Here is a 15418-nt window from a genome sequence, read left to right as displayed (position 1 = left end):
GTTTTATTATAGGTAAGAGATAGGTTCGTAACCGTGTTTGCTAATTAACTTTATCATGTTGGGATTTTCTATCGGGTCAACACTCACAAATATTTCAGAACGTCCTAAACTCTTTGCAATATTTTCTCTATACCTCATTAAGTCTGAACCTATACCATTACCACGATAATCCTCTTTTACATATAGGTCACTTAATTTAGGAAGCAAAGTACCTTTTAATTTAAGAACTCCAAAACCTAATATAAGTGCGTCTTGTTCAGCAATTACCAAATATAATTCCTTTTTTGCAAATTGCTTTAAATAATTCGTGAATAGATCTTTATTATTTCTACTATCACATAAACCCGATAAGTCGTTTTCATTCGCTAATCTGATTATGTAGTTCATGGTTACTGCCGCTTCCCTATTCTTTAATAAATCACTATTATAAAATTTCTTCTTCAACAATATGCACCGTTCGTTAAATAAACAAAAGGACGGTCAAGCACCTTTTATTTTAGAATTTTCTCTAGCTATTCTTAATCCCTCTCTACCATTTAGATATTGAAAGTTAAACTATTTAACAAAGTGGGTAAATTTAAGCCCCATTATTTATTCTTCACATATATATGTATTGAACTGACCTCGATGTTATTGAAAAGCGACTGCTCTATTGAACGATTGCCCCCTGTCAGTCCAATAACAAGTTTTAGGTGTGACGTATAGTAACTTTCCCTTCTTTATTTTCTTCGTGGTTCCATTCAACTTGAATCTCAAATGTTCCATCTTGAAAAAATAAAGGAAATCTTCTCCGTATCGATGGCTGCATAGGAAGTTTATATGCGTTCTCTATATCTACCCAAACCGCTTTCCCCTCTGGAGCATCTTTCAAGAGTTCACCCTCGAAATCCTTTGTTATGTAATTAAATATCATATATCTATCTTTTGCGACTGGATTAACATATTCATAAAGCCCTTTATAAATAAGGTTTCTAACTTCTAACCCCGTTTCTTCTTTTACTTCTCTGATAGCACTTTCTACAATACTTTCAGGAAATTCAACTTTACCACCCGGTGGAATAAAACCTTTGAAATGGTCGTGCTGTCTATCCAGAAGTAAAACCTTCTCTTCACTTTGAATCATACACACCGTCCATATTTTATAATTAATAGAATTACTCATAATTCACTCCATCTTTTTTAAATAAATATTACCATATATGTGTCCTTCTTAGTTAAACAACTTCATTATCTCTTAACACCTTCTCTACATTATGTGCCTGTTTCGTAATCGGAACTGGAATCCCTTACACCCTTCACAAGGTATTTCCTCATCTTTATCATCCTTTCTTTGCACAACAAAAAAGCCTCGCATAAATGCGGGCTTTTAGTACCATACATTACGTCCCCAAAACATACTGCGCTAAAACACTTTGCACTTTGTAAATATTCGTCGCCTTGTTGAAGTTTTTTTGAATCGGTAACGAACTGCCTGACACCCATATTTTGAGCTCTGCATCTAAATCAAATGTCCCGGCTGTTTCTACTGAAAAATGAACGATATTTTTATAGGGGATGGAATGATATTCGGTTTTCTTGCCAGTCACCCCTTGCTTATCGATAAGGATTAATCGTTTATTCGTAAAAATAAACGTGTCTCTTATAATTTTATAGGCATTTTTGATTGTTTCGTTTGGAATCAATAAATCACGGACCTCCTCCTGTAATTTTTCTAAATTCACCTCGCTCGCATTGCCGATTAATCCATCAAATAAGCCCATCTCCTGGCCCCTTTCATTGTCATTTATTTAATGTATTACAAAGAAGATAGCGCTACGACAGGAAATAATGGTTTTATTGAGTCTATAAAGGCGAAGCATTGCACGTAATCATAGGCTCTCTACTAGCATTTGTTTAGGCTGTGATGAAGAGAGGAAGCTGATTAAGGTTAGCATCTCTTTTGGTAAGGTAAATAGCGATTTTTTTAAAGAGGATGGGAATGAAGAATCACTCAAATTATTCCAAGAAGCGATGGCAACAGCTGCCAAAATGAAGGTGTTGTCAATATGGTGTAAATAGAGGATACGGCTAGAAACAAATATGGCTATCACCTTTGGTAAGGTGAAAAAGGACAAATCAGTAGCTGAATGTAGGTTAAGGTTACGCATACAATCTACGTGATCTCTAAGGATTTCACTAAGAAATTAATTACGTTGGTCCGCCAATAAAAAACACTTCCCATTCTAATGACAGGAAGTGCATTTCAAATTACTTATCTATCGCCTGAAACCACCTTTGTGCATAGCTATCTGTGGAGGCAAAATCATCTTGTTCTTAGATAACTATTCAGGGCTAAAAAACCTTGAAAATATGTTTTTCTTGCTTAAACCTGAAATTGATTTGTTAGCTTTTGTAAATTATCAGCTTGTACGCTTAAATCCTGTGTCACATGATTGACAGCTTGCATTGAGGCTGTTTGCTCATCCATTGAATGTAAAACAGCCTCTGTATAATGCGATAGCTTACCCATACCATTAGCAATCGTTGTCACAGAGGAAGCTACTTCATTGGCACTGCTAGAAAGCTGTTCAGCTGTTGTTGAAATATCCTCAAGCTGGCTCGTCATTTGACTAACATGCTGTGAAATCGTGCCAAAGGATTTTGTTGCTTCATCAATGACATAGACACCCTGCTGAACATTTTTTAAATCCTCCTCCACTGAGGATGCTACCTGTTTCGTGTCAGTTTCAATGCCCACTACTAAGTCCACGATTTGTGCAGCAGAATGCTTGGATTGCTCTGCTAATTGACGCACTTCCTCTGCCACAACTGCAAAGCCTTTCCCATGTTCTCCAGCTCGAGCTGCTTCAATGGCGGCATTCAATGCCAATAAATTCGTTTGGTCCGTAATAGCTGTAATCATCTCAGTCATCGATTTAATATCTGTCATTTTATTGGATAATTGCTGCATGAGTCCGCTCGTTTTTTCGGTTGAAGAAGAAATAAATTTCATTTGTTCCTTCGCCACATGTAAAATATTCGCTCCATTTCCTGCAATCTCATTGGCATCTTTTGCATGATCAAACACATCCTGAGTGGCTTCCGTAATTCGTCCGATTCCATCGACAGTTTCTTGCATAGCATTAGCACTATCATTGGCAGATTGTGCCGCTTGCTTCAAGCCCTCTGACGTTTTCTCCATTTGTTGATCGACTTCTTCCACAGCTACCGTAATTTCATTCGTACTTGCGGATAATTCTTCGATGCTTGCTGATAAATCTGTAGAGCTGTGCGCAATTTTTTGTGTCATTGTGCGTAATTGTTCCTGCATCTCTAAAAAGGATTGCGCTAGCTGAGAAATCTCACTCTTGTCACGAACCTCGATGACAACTGTATCTAATTGGCCTGCCGTAATACCCTGTGCAGCCTCTGTTAATTGTTTGATAGGCTGTATCACTTTGTAATGAACATATACGGTGTAAGCTAATGTAATGGCTATTCCTACGATGGTTAATACAGTCGAAAGCCATTCTAATGTCGTTACATTGGCTAAATCAATAAAGAGAATAATAATCATTAAGACATTTAAAACTGCAAAGCCAAGTAAACTCTTTTTTCGTAAACTCATTCCAAATTCCCCCAACTAAAATATGTCTTCCATACCATTATTATAGTTGAAAAATCCTAAAAATCATAAGGATACGCTCTCTTTTATAAGAACAAAGACACAAGCCTATTGATGACTGCATAAAAAAAGACTATAGACAGCTCGTAAAGCATGTCTACAGTCTTGATGTTGGAATTATTTTAAATTCATGATACTAGAGCCAGCAATACCTGGGTGTGTCATTTCATATGGATCTAATATTAAGTCTAATTGTTCGTTTGTTAAGACACCTTCTTCAATGCAAAGCTCACGAATAGAACGACCTGTTAGAATTGCTTCACGCGCAAGACGTGCTGCTACTTCATAGCCAATATGTGGGTTGACAGCCGTTAGTACCCCTACACTTTTCTCTACATATTCTTTCATGCGTTCTTCATTTGCTTCGATGTCTTTTAAGCAATTTTCCGTAAACGCACGGAAAACATTATTCATAATGCTAATGGACTGAATTAAGTTAAACACTAAAACAGGCTCCATTACGTTTAATTCTAATTGTCCAGCTTCAGATGCTAGTGAAATCGTATGGTCATTACCAATCACTTGGAAGGCAACTTGGTTCAGTACCTCTGGCATAACTGGGTTGACTTTACCTGGCATAATCGAAGATCCTGGTTGACGAGCTGGTAAAAGGATTTCTCCTAAGCCTGCACGAGGACCTGAAGCCATTAAACGTAAGTCATTAGCGATTTTAGACATATTAATCATACAGATTTTTAAAGCGCCTGATACTTCTGTATAAGCATCTGTATTTTGTGTTGCATCCACTAAATGTGTCGCACCTTTTAATGGTAAACCAGAAATTTCAGCAAGATGCTCATCAACGGATTTAATGTAATCTGGGAAGGCATTTAAACCTGTTCCAACAGCCGTTGCACCCATGTTCACGTCATATAAATTTGGACGTGTTTGACGAATGCGTACGATATCACGGTTAATCACGCGGCAATAAGCTTCAAACTCTTGTCCTAAGCGAATTGGCACGGCATCCTGTAAATGCGTACGACCCATTTTAATGACATGTGCAAATTGCTCTGCTTTTTGATGGAAAACCGATTGCATATAATCCATCGTTACTAATAATTCATCTATTAAATTTAAAACAGCGATATGAATAGCTGTTGGGAACGCATCATTTGTTGATTGGGACATATTAACATGACTGTTTGGGCTTACTGTGTGATAGTCACCTTTTTCTTTCCCTAAGATTTCTAGGGCACGGTTGGCGATGACTTCATTAGCATTCATATTGATGGATGTACCTGCTCCACCTTGGATTGGGTCTACAAGAAATTCTGCATCCCATTTGCCATCAATTACTTCTTGTGCTGCTTCGACAATTGCCTCACCAATTTCTTTTGATAATAGGTGTACTTCCATATTACTTAAAGCCGCTGCTTTCTTCACAATCCCCATCGCCTTAATAAGTGAAGAGTGAATTGTGTAGCCTGTAATTGGGAAGTTTTCCGTTGCACGTAATGTTTGAATTCCGTAATAAGCCTCTGCTGGTAATACGCGCTCACCTAAAAAATCTTTTTCTATACGTTGTGTTGACATCATTGTCGTCTCCTTTTATGTAATACTCACACTTGATAGTAGCTAATAAAAGTCGTATTGTAAACAGTCATTTTTCTGTAAACGAAAAAAATCCTTCAAAAAAGCAAAGAAATCGCTAAAAACCGAGCGCATTTCCTACGCTCGGTTGCCTTTATTATTTATTCGATGTCACTGTAAAACGGCTATTTACATGCTGTGGATTTTCTAATTCATCTACGACAGCAACCGCATAATCAGCATAGCTGACATAGCTTTCACCCGCGTCATTGACTAATAAATGGTCAACACCTGCTGTGTAGTGACCTGTACGTGGTCCTTCTGGATCAAAAAATGCTGATGGACTGATAAATGTCCACGTAATAGAGGATTGTTGTAAATCCTCTAGATTTTGTCCTTGATTTTGCGCTGTCGCTAAGTACATTGCTGGGAAATCTGGTGTTTCCATCACACGCACTTTTTTCTCTGGGTCCACAAATAAACTACCTGCACCACCTACAACAACTAATTTTGTAGCAATCCCTTTGAAAATCGAAATCAAATGACGGCCCACTTTTACATGTAACTGTTCTTGTCCTGCTGGCGCACCAAATGCATTCACAACGACATCAAAGCCCTTCACATCTTCTGCTGTTATATCCAAGACATCTTTTTCAAGCACTGGAATAGCGGCTGTCACTTTAGCTGCTGAACGAACGATAGCTGTTACGTCATGACCTCGTTGTAACGCTTCCTCTACTATTTTTTGTCCTGCTTTCCCTGTTGCACCAATTACGGCAATTTTCATTATTTATTCCTCCTCAAATTTAGTTGTAACTATTTTAGTTACAGGTTGGATACAAAAAGACCATCTCCGTCTAAGCACGAAGTTGATCCAGCACATCCTGTAGCGTCTGTGCTTGTAATTGCTCCTCCATTGCCTGCCAAACAGATGTATAGACACCTTCCAATGTATGTTGGATTTTCCGCCCTACTGCACACGCTGGGTTTGGCTCATCATGAATCGCAAAAAGCTGCTCTGGCCCATTCATCGCCTGATAAATAGCTAAAAGTGTTAAATCCTTTGGCTCGACTAATAGCTCATAGCCAGCCATGCCCGAATGTGATGACAGTAAGCCAGCCTTTTTTAGAACGCCAATCATACGTCTTACAACAACGGGATTAGTATTCACGCTCCCAGCCATATAGTCGGACGTGAGTAAGCTTTTATCAGATGTTGTAGCAATGAGAGAAAGAATATGGATCGCCACCGAAAATCGACTGTTCACCATATGTATCACCACCTGTTGTAACCATTATAGTTACAGGTGCAAAAAAAAGCAAGCCCTTTTGTCACCTGTATTTATTTTCTCCGTTTTGTTACATCAAATACGCCGTTTATATTTTCTTCACATATATCACTAATTCCTGACGTATTTGTCCATTGTCATCATAAAAATCTAAGTTATGAAATTCATATTTGAAATGACCGACTGGAAATGTCACACTTTCTCCCTGAGTTGCAGCCAATATACCTGCCACATCATGTGACACCGTATGTAATAACTCTTCTCCAGAAAATGAATCGACAAAAATTACATTCATAAAAAACACCTCCACAGCCATTATAGCTTAGAAGGCGCTTACATTTATAGTGTTTCTTTATAGCCTTTCAAACGAATTTCTTCGATGATTTGCATCATTTCGTGAATTTGCTGCTGTGATAATTTCTTCGTGTTACAAGAACACACCTGTTGTGTAGCACCCTGTTTTTGCCGTTGATGACTCGGCTGCCGCTCACATTCATCTGCTTGAAGTACTATTGTATTTTTCACAACTTTCACCTCTACACGATAATGGACTGACTCGCTCCAAATAATGCTAGTAATCCCATAATTACTATAATCAACTACTATTCGTCCAGTCATCCAACTGCTTACCTATTTAGTAAAACAAATCGTTAGACCTAGTGCTTCGTTTGAAAAAAACAGCAACCAAGACGGCTGCTGCTAGGATTATACGGCAATCGGTGCTTTAATAGCTGGATGCGGATCATATCCTTCAATGGATAAATCCTCAAGCTCTATATCAAAGATCGATGTTTTAGTTGGATTGATGTGCAATGTCGGTAGGTCCTTTGGCTCCCGTGATAGCTGTTCTTTCACTTGCTCCACATGGTTCGCATAAATATGAGCATCCCCAATGCTGTGAATAAATTCGCCAACCTCTAGTCCACACTCATGTGCAATTAAATGCGTTAATAAAGCGTAAGAAGCAATATTGAACGGACAGCCTAATAATGTATCTAAGCTTCGTTGCATTAATTGACAGCTTAATTTACCATTCGCCACATAGAACTGGAACATCACATGACATGGCGGTAATGCCGCTTTACTGCCCTTTGCCCCCGCATTGATAACATCCTCAGGATTCCACGCATTCACAATCATACGTCGTGAGTCAGGATTATGCTTAATTTGATCAATAACATCCTGTAGCTGGTCAAGGCTCTGGCCATCAGATGTAGTCCAATGACGCCATTGCTTGCCATAGACATTGCCGAGATCGCCGTATTGCTGCGCAAAGTCGTCATCCGTTAAGACACGCTCACAAAATGAAGCCAGCTCTTTTTGATACAAGGCATTAAACGACTCATCCACTAAACAGCGGCGGCCAAAATCGGTCATATCAGGTCCTGTATAGGCATCTGATTCCACCCATTTTTTAAATGCCCATTCATCCCATATATGATTATTATGTTGCAATAAATAACGGATATTCGTATCCCCTTTAATGAACCACAATAATTCACTCGCTACCAGCTTAAAAGGGACACGCTTTGTCGTTAAAAGTGGGAAACCTTTGCTTAAATCAAAGCGCATTTGATAACCAAAGACACTGTATGTACCTGTCCCTGTCCGATCTTCTTTTTTCGTGCCATTTTCTAATATATGTTGTAGTAAATTTAAGTACGCCATTTCTGGATGCATCATTTTTGTTCAACAACTCCTCACTTTTGCTGTTGACCATTATACCATTACATAGCGGATTTTCGTATGTCAAATGTTGAATAAAGCTGTCATCAGCCCGAATGGTAGGAATTGTTATTGAGCTCCCGTGAAATTTCACTCTCGGTTGTGACGAAAAAAGTAGGCAATAAGATAATATTCAATAAAATCGGTCCAACGATGACTAATAAATCAATGCCAGGGCTAAAGTAAAGCCCGAATGCTGTAATCAAGCCCGATAACACGAGGAATACGATTTGGGCAACTATAATCAAAATCGGTAACAATTGATACAGATAATTAAGTTTACGGAACTGGTGCATATTGTCTGGATTTTCGATGATTTTTCTTTTTAAACGCCTAGACAAAATCATGCAAGCAAGCAGTTGGACTGCCATAAAGCAAAAATAAATGATGCTGTATAATAGCAATTGACTTTTTTGTATCGTGCCATCAAAATGACCAACCCTCTGGTTTAATAAATCATTAACTGCTCCCTCATAAACATATTCACGCTCACTTAAAACAGTAAAAGGCTCCATAAAGCCAAACGCTGTCCAGTCCTTTGTATTGACAGTCCAACTCGATAATTTACTCGCTAAAATACGCAATTGAATGGGATCTTGCTCCCCAAACATGCCTACTAAATTACGATATGGGATTGCTACTTTTAGCTGGCCATCTCGCTTTTCTTGAAATAAATCCTGAATATAAAAGGTATAGGCAACATCCGACTTATTGGCTTCGAAACGGGCCTCTTCAATGTCCCAATGACTAGCTAAGGAAGCTTGAATACCGTTTTTCATGTCTGTATAGGGCATATCCTTATGTAAATGCTTCGGAATCTTATAGACAAAATGATGATCACTACCAATGAGACCGATTTCTACCTCGACTTTATCTTGATTCACCATTTTGGCCTTCGTGGTCAATGGAATGGTAATCATAGCGATGAGGAAAAAAAGAATAAATGTACAAATGCCTTTTTTCACGCAATAGACCCCCTGTTCGTCACAATAATTAAATTCACCGTATCATAGCCATGTCCGAAAACACTATTTCGTTATTCCGAAAAGGCAATAGTGGTTTTCCGAAACACGTTATTTCGGTATTCCAAATTTATCAATAATTAGCGATAATATATAGGAGATTATTATCATACACAAATTTGAGGTTTCCCAATGAAAAAATGGACATATTTTATTTTTCTTACATATTTAATACTTGGCATTTATGTATTAGGCGTTACTATCAAAACACCCTTTATTAGCCTCACTCTCGATACGACAAACGGTCAACCAGTCATTATAGATAGCTACTATCCTCACTGGGCTGCGCAAAAAAATATTGAAAAAGGCGATATCGTTGTGGCCATTGATGGACAACCAGCCATGGAGAATCGCTTTGTTCAGTTATATGCCATCATTCGAAGTGCCAATACCTTAACGATTCAAAAGTCTGATGGGACCATTGAAAGCATTGCTGTGAAGCACAGTGATATGCCAGAAGAATTATATTTGCAAATTCTCTTTCCGATCTTTTATTTTCTTTTAGCTTTCAGCGTTGCACTTTATGTCTGGCGACGCAATCAAGATAACATCTCGACATTTTTATTGGTCTTATTTTTATTAACCTGCTCCATGGGCTATATAAGCACTGGCGCTTCGGCAAGAGGCAATCTGATTGGAATGATTACCATTGGCATTAGCATTGTGCTATGTTTAGTGCTCTTCATCCATTTTTTACAGCATTTTTTCCGTTACTTACAAATCAGATGGACCTATCCTCACAGCAAATGGCTTTATGTTCTACCGTTTATCATTCCTGGCTGTTCTCTTATTGAAAGCTACGTGCCAGCTTTACGTGAAATAATGCCTATCTTGAACTTAAGCTTATTTGCGGTTCTTGTGCTTTATGCTATTTATATTTTATTAACGAGTTATTTACGCACGAAATTGGCGAAAATTCGCTTGATTGCCATTGCTTTTATTGTACCATTTTTACCCTTTTTATTATTTTTCGTCACACCTGAAATTTTAGGGCATAGGCCATTACTACATGCCGAAATTGCTGCGTTATTTCTATTATTTATACCGTTCTCGTTTCTGTTCATTCAGGTAAACGAACGATTATTTGATATTGAATACCAATTATCACGTTTGCGCTATTATTCCACACTGGCCTTTTTCAGCGCTCTGTTATCGACTGCGGGGATTGCCCTCTTATTCTTAGGTCAATTATCCATCGTCCATGTCACAAGTATATTTTTACTAATTTTCATGGTGATCATTGCTAGCTTCTATATTAAAGAACGCATCGATTTTAAGTATAGAAAAATTATCTTTTCTTCTACTGGAAATTATGTACATAATCTATATGCAGCAGTGCAACGTATGGGCAAAGCCAAAAACCAACAAGAGTTATTGGATCGTTTTAAATATGAAATTACCGAGAAGCTAGGCACAACTGCATTCCATATCTGTACGATAACAGAAGAAACCCCTTCTCCAAAGTTTGGTAGCAACTATACCCAATTGTTGTTGCACGATGCTGGGGATGAAAAAATTTTACTAGAAATACGACATGCCCTTCAAAAGGAAGAGCTTCTTTGGTTAGAATTGCTGGCACTGTATGTATCGATGTTTATTAATAATTTACAGCAAATTGAAGATTTAGTACGCGAAATTCAGCATATGAAAAACACCAGTGATACGCCGCTTCCTTGGCTCGATAAATTGCTATGGAATATTATTGAGAAGGAAAAGAGTATTTTAGCACAAGAATTACACGATACCATTTTGCAGGAGCAACTGCATTTAGCCAGAGAACTCGATGTTCTTGCTAGCTCTCCTACTATTCAAAAGGAGACCGTACTAGCTATTCGGGAACAGCTAATAAATGCAACAAAGGACTTACGGGAATATTGCGAGAACTTAAGTCCCCCACTCCTGGATACCTTTGGCTTACAAATGGCCTTAAAAAAACTGATTCAAAAGGTAAAAATACGTGCTGACTTTTTATTAGACGCTCAAATTGACCGGGTGCACTTCCAGGATGTCACGCTCCACCTTGTGGTTTATCGCCTCGTTCAGGAGCTTTTCAATAATGCAATCAAGCATGCCGAGGCAACCGAGGTTTCACTAAAATTACAGGCGATACCTCAGGGCTTTATCCTTCAATATGATGATAATGGAATTGGCTGTGACATTGACGATTTAATTCAGTCCTCTGCTTCAATGGGCATTAATGGCATTCGTGAACGTGTCCGTGCTTTTAATGGTGACATCACCATCCAATCGAGCCACAAGGAAGGCATGCATATTTTTATACAAATACAAGAGGACGGTGATTCATATGATGAACATACTTATTATAGATGACCATCCTGTCGTTTTAGATGGTACGAAAACATTGCTACAGGATTTAGCCAATGTTCAAATCAAAACGGAGCAGGATAGTGCCGCCGTTTTACCAAGAATGGAGACGGAAAGCTTTCAATTATTTCTTATCGATATTAATATGAAGCCTATTAATGGCATTCAACTATCAGAAATGATTAGGAAAAAGCAACCTGAGGCACTTATTATTCTTTATACAGGCTACGAGCTTTCTGATTACTATGAGCTGTTAATTGAAAAAAAGATTGATGGTCTATTATCAAAATTGGCGACAAAGGAGCAGGTCATCCAAACGATTCAGGCAGCGCTAAGAGGCGAAATATTACTGGCAGCTGATTTCTTAGACTTTGTCCAGCAACGAGCCAACCTACCTAATGTTCAACAGGAGGTATTACTGAGCGACAAAGAACAGGAAATTTTACAGCTCGTTGCCCAAGGCTGTACGAATAAAGCCATCGCCTCTGCTATCGGCGTCACCCAGCGCACTGTAGAAAATTATTTATCAAAGCTATTTGTGAAACTAAGTGTAGAATCACGCGCAGAGGCTGTGATTGTTGCCAAGGAAAAAGCATGGATAGATTAGTGAGACGCTATCGTTATATTACTAATAGATGACAAATGTAAATTTTTTCTTACTAAAAACGGAATTTACTGGATATACAAACAATTCTGTACTATAATATAGTTAATAATTACATTACTTCATTGCGATGATTAAAAACGCAGATTCAACTGGTATAAGAGCTTTTGAAAACGTTTTTATATGTGATGGAAGCAATTGATTGTTGAATTTTTTTGGGAGGGTGTTTACATGACACAAGGTACAGTAAAATGGTTTAACGCAGAAAAAGGTTTTGGCTTCATCGCAGTTGAAGGTGGCAATGATGTATTCGTACATTTCTCAGCGATTCAAACAGATGGCTTCAAAACTTTAGAAGAGGGCCAAAAAGTTGAATTCGGAGTAGAAGAAGGCAGCCGCGGACCTCAAGCAACGAATGTAGTGAAACTATAATCTTCACTTAACATAGACGTGCGTATAAAAAGAGACATCCATTTTCGGATGTCTCTTTTTTGTTTGTCTTATGATTGCACAGGTACAGACATTTCTCCCTGATGGGCAATTGGAAACTGCCTAGCAAACAGCACCGTATCTACGGCAGTGCCCTAAACAAAACGACAATGCCCAACGATGAAACCACCAGTTTATAAAATAAGCACTGTTCCATGGAGCGGGTTTTCTAAGCGCTTTTCATACACTTTGGAGTGGCTTTGAGTACTTGACACACTCTTTAGAGCAATTCCCTCATAACTAGGATCATTTCATTCCCACAACGAGAATCATGTCACCCAAAACCCCTCCATAAAATCACATGAAAGGCTCAGCTCACCCTGCCTACGCATAAGAATGTAAGCCGGCAATCACTAAATTGACAAACACTTGGTTGAACACAATAATGCCGAAGCCGATAATGGCTAACCAAGCCGTTTTCTCCCCTTCCCAGCCTTTGGATAGGCGGAAATGAAGAAAGGCTGCGTAGAACAAAAATGTAATCAATGCCCAAACCTCTTTAGGGTCCCAGCCCCAATAGCGACTCCAGGCAATTTGGGCCCAGATCATGGCGAATAAAAGACCACCTAATGCAAATAATGGGAAGCCGATGACGACAGCGCGATAAGATATTTCGTCCATTAATTGTGGCTGTACACGGCTTGTCCATGGTTTTAATACGGCACTGATCGATTTTCTTGTAATCAATCGAATCACACCATATAAAATCGTGCCGACGATAAATGCCCAGACAATTGAATTTAATTTCTTGGCATCTATTTTATTCGTTATTTCTACTATGCCTATTCCTTCACCATTTTTTGTGACCGCACCCTTGTTAACAATCAAGGGCATCATGGAGTAGGTGGCTTTTTCTTGCTGTCCTTGTGAATTGTCAAATTGAACTTGCACCTCTTCTGCGGCAACGCTGAAAACAGTTGATACACCAATAAAGCCAATTACGACAACTAAACAATACAAGACAAATTCTAAACTATATGTACTGATGGATTTTTTAGAAACATCCAACGTTCTTAGTAAATAAATCAAACCTGTGGCAAAGGAGACCGATAAAATGGCACTGGAAAAAGCTACCGTCATAACATGAATAGTTAACCAGTGACTTTGTAGGGATGGCACAAGCGGTGAGACCTCCTTTGCGAAAACGCTTCCATAGCCAAGGATGATTAATGACACAGGAATGGTAAATAAGCCGACGACGAGCTGCTTATATAAAAAATGGATAATCAAATAACTTCCTGTGAGCATAATGCCAAAGAATGTCATAAATTCATACATATTACTCACGGGTGCGTGGTCCACCGCCACCCACCTCACAACAAAGTACACAAGCTGTAAGGCAAAGGCTACAGAAGTGAGAAGCAGACCTAGCCTGCCGAACATTTTCCTCTTTGATTTGACAGCAAGCCCTAATGGCACAATTGCTATAAGCAAGAGAATAAAGGCAATAAATAAAGCATTGCTACTAATGGATAATAAGCTTTCTTGATTCAATCGAATCCCTCCAACGTCTCTATTTCGGAATTTGCTTCCAACTATTAAGAACGTTATAGATTGCAAGAAGTGTCATCTTTTCCCTTTAAATCAATTCTTTTTTTGAATTGTTACATTTTTATGACATTAAAGGAAAACAAATCTATCCATAGAAGGTATGAAATCAGCCTGTCATATGCTGGACTTCACTCCCATTCGCAAATGGACATTGGTGGATACTATAAACAGAAGTAGTGACTCAGTTGCTGCAAAGAATAGTGATAGTGAAGAAAAAAATGATGTAGGAAGCTTGGAGAAACTGCTCGACTTAGTTAGACTGGACATCAATTAATTTTCATTAGTGCTCTCTAAAAAAATAAACCATCTAATTTGTAAATAGATGGGAATTAACTGTTATCAAAAAATGATATGCCTCTATCTACATCTTACAAAGAATTGTAATAAAAGTCTATATCTTTTTATTGCCACATGAGACAATTATAATGCGCACACTTGACATAACGTTATGTTTCACAAAATGGAGTTTATTAATGAAACAAAATATCTATGATAATCCTATTTTTTTCAACCAATACAAGGCTTTACGAGAAAAAACGTATAACTATAATGGTCTTTTGGAACAACCCACTATGAAGTCCTTACTACCACCATTAACGAATTTACAAATACTTGATATTGGCTGTGGTATGGGTGAATTCGCACAATATTGTCTGGAGCATCACGCTAAGCATGTGACAGCCTTAGACGTTTCGAGCAATATGTTAGCTATTGCCAAACAGAAGCATGCTCATCCACACATTGACTATCAGCTGCAAGCCATAGAGGATTATGAAGCGCCTTCAAATAGCTTTGATTGTATAACCAGCTCCCTTTCTCTTCATTATGTCCAAGATTTCGATAAGGTAATTAGTCAAATTGCGCAAATGCTTCGGCCAAATGGGGTATTTATTTTCTCTGTGGAGCATCCTATTGCTACGGCTCGTCACACTATGGAAGATAATTGGATTTATGACGAAAGCCATAACCGTTTGCATTACGCAGTGGATCATTACCATGAAGAGGGCTTACGTCAGCAAACATGGTTGGTGGATGGCGTTGTCAAATATCATCGCACGATAGCAACGATGATGAATACCTTAATTACGCACGGGTTATCCATTGACAAAATCGTTGAACCTATCCCAAGCAAAGAGGCCATTCAACAGCTTCCTTCTATTGAAAAGGAGCTACGCAGACCATCCTTTTTATTTATTAAAGTCAAAAAATAAACAAA

16 protein-coding genes are annotated in these 15418 nt (G+C 38.4%); 4 read left to right on the top strand and 12 right to left on the bottom strand.

What is annotated here, in order from left to right; all coding sequences use genetic code 11:
- Positions 1-6 precede the first annotated feature (6 nt).
- The 11 genes from MKY46_RS10955 to MKY46_RS10905 all read right to left on the bottom strand — a co-directional run bounded on the left by MKY46_RS10955 (position 7) and on the right by MKY46_RS10905 (position 9176).
- Positions 7-444, bottom strand: coding sequence for a GNAT family N-acetyltransferase (locus tag MKY46_RS10955; protein WP_340834159.1), 438 nt, complete (start codon positions 442-444; stop codon positions 7-9).
- A 244-nt stretch (positions 445-688) separates the two neighbouring features.
- Entirely contained in the window at positions 689-1162 is a 474-nt protein-coding gene (locus MKY46_RS10950) for an 8-oxo-dGTP diphosphatase (RefSeq protein WP_051891649.1), read from the bottom strand.
- 217 nt (positions 1163-1379) lie between these two features.
- Positions 1380-1760 carry a PH domain-containing protein gene (locus MKY46_RS10945; RefSeq protein ID WP_036122398.1) on the bottom strand — a complete coding sequence of 127 codons (381 nt, stop codon included), beginning with the start codon at positions 1758-1760 and terminating at the stop codon, positions 1380-1382.
- Between the two features lie 602 nt (positions 1761-2362).
- A complete protein-coding gene (locus MKY46_RS10940; RefSeq protein WP_036122401.1) occupies positions 2363-3607 on the bottom strand; it encodes a methyl-accepting chemotaxis protein in 1245 nt (414 codons plus the stop codon).
- Positions 3608-3781: 174 nt separating this feature from the next.
- Positions 3782-5203 carry an aspartate ammonia-lyase gene (gene aspA, locus MKY46_RS10935; RefSeq protein ID WP_369802710.1) on the bottom strand — a complete coding sequence of 474 codons (1422 nt, stop codon included), beginning with the start codon at positions 5201-5203 and terminating at the stop codon, positions 3782-3784.
- 151 nt (positions 5204-5354) lie between these two features.
- Positions 5355-5984 (bottom strand): NAD(P)-dependent oxidoreductase, encoded by a 630-nt coding sequence (locus MKY46_RS10930; protein ID WP_036122408.1) that lies wholly within the window; start codon positions 5982-5984, stop codon positions 5355-5357.
- 70 nt (positions 5985-6054) lie between these two features.
- Positions 6055-6468 carry an Rrf2 family transcriptional regulator gene (locus MKY46_RS10925; protein WP_101966627.1) on the bottom strand — a complete coding sequence of 138 codons (414 nt, stop codon included), beginning with the start codon at positions 6466-6468 and terminating at the stop codon, positions 6055-6057.
- Positions 6469-6574: 106 nt separating this feature from the next.
- Positions 6575-6781: a hypothetical protein gene (locus tag MKY46_RS10920; protein WP_036122432.1), complete on the bottom strand. Its 207-nt coding sequence runs from the start codon at positions 6779-6781 to the stop codon at positions 6575-6577.
- Positions 6782-6825: 44 nt separating this feature from the next.
- On the bottom strand, positions 6826-7104 hold the full coding sequence (locus MKY46_RS10915) for a hypothetical protein (protein WP_231744951.1): 279 nt from the start codon (positions 7102-7104) through the stop codon (positions 6826-6828).
- Positions 7105-7191: 87 nt separating this feature from the next.
- Positions 7192-8169 carry a thymidylate synthase gene (locus tag MKY46_RS10910; RefSeq protein WP_036122437.1) on the bottom strand — a complete coding sequence of 326 codons (978 nt, stop codon included), beginning with the start codon at positions 8167-8169 and terminating at the stop codon, positions 7192-7194.
- Positions 8170-8258: 89 nt separating this feature from the next.
- The gene (locus tag MKY46_RS10905) at positions 8259-9176 is read right to left on the bottom strand and encodes a hypothetical protein (RefSeq protein WP_036122444.1); all 918 of its coding nucleotides are present in this window, start codon (positions 9174-9176) and stop codon (positions 8259-8261) included.
- Positions 9177-9365: 189 nt separating this feature from the next.
- On the opposite strand from MKY46_RS10905, the gene MKY46_RS10900 reads away from it, so the two are divergent.
- The 3 genes from MKY46_RS10900 to MKY46_RS10890 all read left to right on the top strand — a co-directional run bounded on the left by MKY46_RS10900 (position 9366) and on the right by MKY46_RS10890 (position 12594).
- A complete protein-coding gene (locus MKY46_RS10900) occupies positions 9366-11564 on the top strand; it encodes an ATP-binding protein (RefSeq protein WP_036122447.1) in 2199 nt (732 codons plus the stop codon).
- The gene (locus tag MKY46_RS10895) at positions 11539-12165 is read left to right on the top strand and encodes a response regulator transcription factor (protein ID WP_036122449.1); all 627 of its coding nucleotides are present in this window, start codon (positions 11539-11541) and stop codon (positions 12163-12165) included. The genes MKY46_RS10900 and MKY46_RS10895 overlap by 26 nt, the downstream gene beginning before the upstream one ends.
- A gap of 228 nt (positions 12166-12393) precedes the next feature.
- Positions 12394-12594 carry a cold-shock protein gene (locus MKY46_RS10890; protein WP_036122451.1) on the top strand — a complete coding sequence of 67 codons (201 nt, stop codon included), beginning with the start codon at positions 12394-12396 and terminating at the stop codon, positions 12592-12594.
- 381 nt (positions 12595-12975) lie between these two features.
- Here MKY46_RS10890 and ccsB read toward each other — a convergent pair whose 3' ends face one another.
- Complete coding sequence (gene ccsB / locus MKY46_RS10885; protein WP_058843189.1) at positions 12976-14145, bottom strand: c-type cytochrome biogenesis protein CcsB; 1170 nt, start codon at positions 14143-14145, stop codon at positions 12976-12978.
- A 530-nt stretch (positions 14146-14675) separates the two neighbouring features.
- Between ccsB and MKY46_RS10880 the strand changes: the two genes are divergently transcribed.
- Positions 14676-15413 carry a class I SAM-dependent DNA methyltransferase gene (locus tag MKY46_RS10880; RefSeq protein ID WP_036122460.1) on the top strand — a complete coding sequence of 246 codons (738 nt, stop codon included), beginning with the start codon at positions 14676-14678 and terminating at the stop codon, positions 15411-15413.
- Positions 15414-15418 lie beyond the last annotated feature (5 nt).

Origin of the sequence: Lysinibacillus sp. FSL M8-0355, assembly GCF_038008985.1 — a bacterium.
Lineage (GTDB): Bacteria > Bacillota > Bacilli > Bacillales_A > Planococcaceae > Lysinibacillus > Lysinibacillus fusiformis_D.
Note: the sequence above shows the minus strand (reverse complement) of the source record. Positions and strands in the feature narration are given on the sequence as shown.

Coding starts and splice junctions, on each gene's coding strand:
- MKY46_RS10950 (WP_051891649.1), bottom strand. CDS start 1,162: ATGAGTAATTCTATTAATTATAAAATATGGACGGTGTGTATGATTCAA.
- MKY46_RS10945 (WP_036122398.1), bottom strand. CDS start 1,760: ATGGGCTTATTTGATGGATTAATCGGCAATGCGAGCGAGGTGAATTTA.
- MKY46_RS10940 (WP_036122401.1), bottom strand. CDS start 3,607: ATGAGTTTACGAAAAAAGAGTTTACTTGGCTTTGCAGTTTTAAATGTC.
- aspA (WP_369802710.1), bottom strand. CDS start 5,203: ATGATGTCAACACAACGTATAGAAAAAGATTTTTTAGGTGAGCGCGTA.
- MKY46_RS10930 (WP_036122408.1), bottom strand. CDS start 5,984: ATGAAAATTGCCGTAATTGGTGCAACAGGGAAAGCAGGACAAAAAATA.
- MKY46_RS10925 (WP_101966627.1), bottom strand. CDS start 6,468: ATGGTGAACAGTCGATTTTCGGTGGCGATCCATATTCTTTCTCTCATT.
- MKY46_RS10920 (WP_036122432.1), bottom strand. CDS start 6,781: ATGAATGTAATTTTTGTCGATTCATTTTCTGGAGAAGAGTTATTACAT.
- MKY46_RS10915 (WP_231744951.1), bottom strand. CDS start 7,104: ATGACTGGACGAATAGTAGTTGATTATAGTAATTATGGGATTACTAGC.
- MKY46_RS10910 (WP_036122437.1), bottom strand. CDS start 8,169: ATGATGCATCCAGAAATGGCGTACTTAAATTTACTACAACATATATTA.
- MKY46_RS10900 (WP_036122447.1), top strand. CDS start 9,366: ATGAAAAAATGGACATATTTTATTTTTCTTACATATTTAATACTTGGC.
- MKY46_RS10895 (WP_036122449.1), top strand. CDS start 11,539: ATGATGAACATACTTATTATAGATGACCATCCTGTCGTTTTAGATGGT.
- MKY46_RS10890 (WP_036122451.1), top strand. CDS start 12,394: ATGACACAAGGTACAGTAAAATGGTTTAACGCAGAAAAAGGTTTTGGC.
- MKY46_RS10880 (WP_036122460.1), top strand. CDS start 14,676: ATGAAACAAAATATCTATGATAATCCTATTTTTTTCAACCAATACAAG.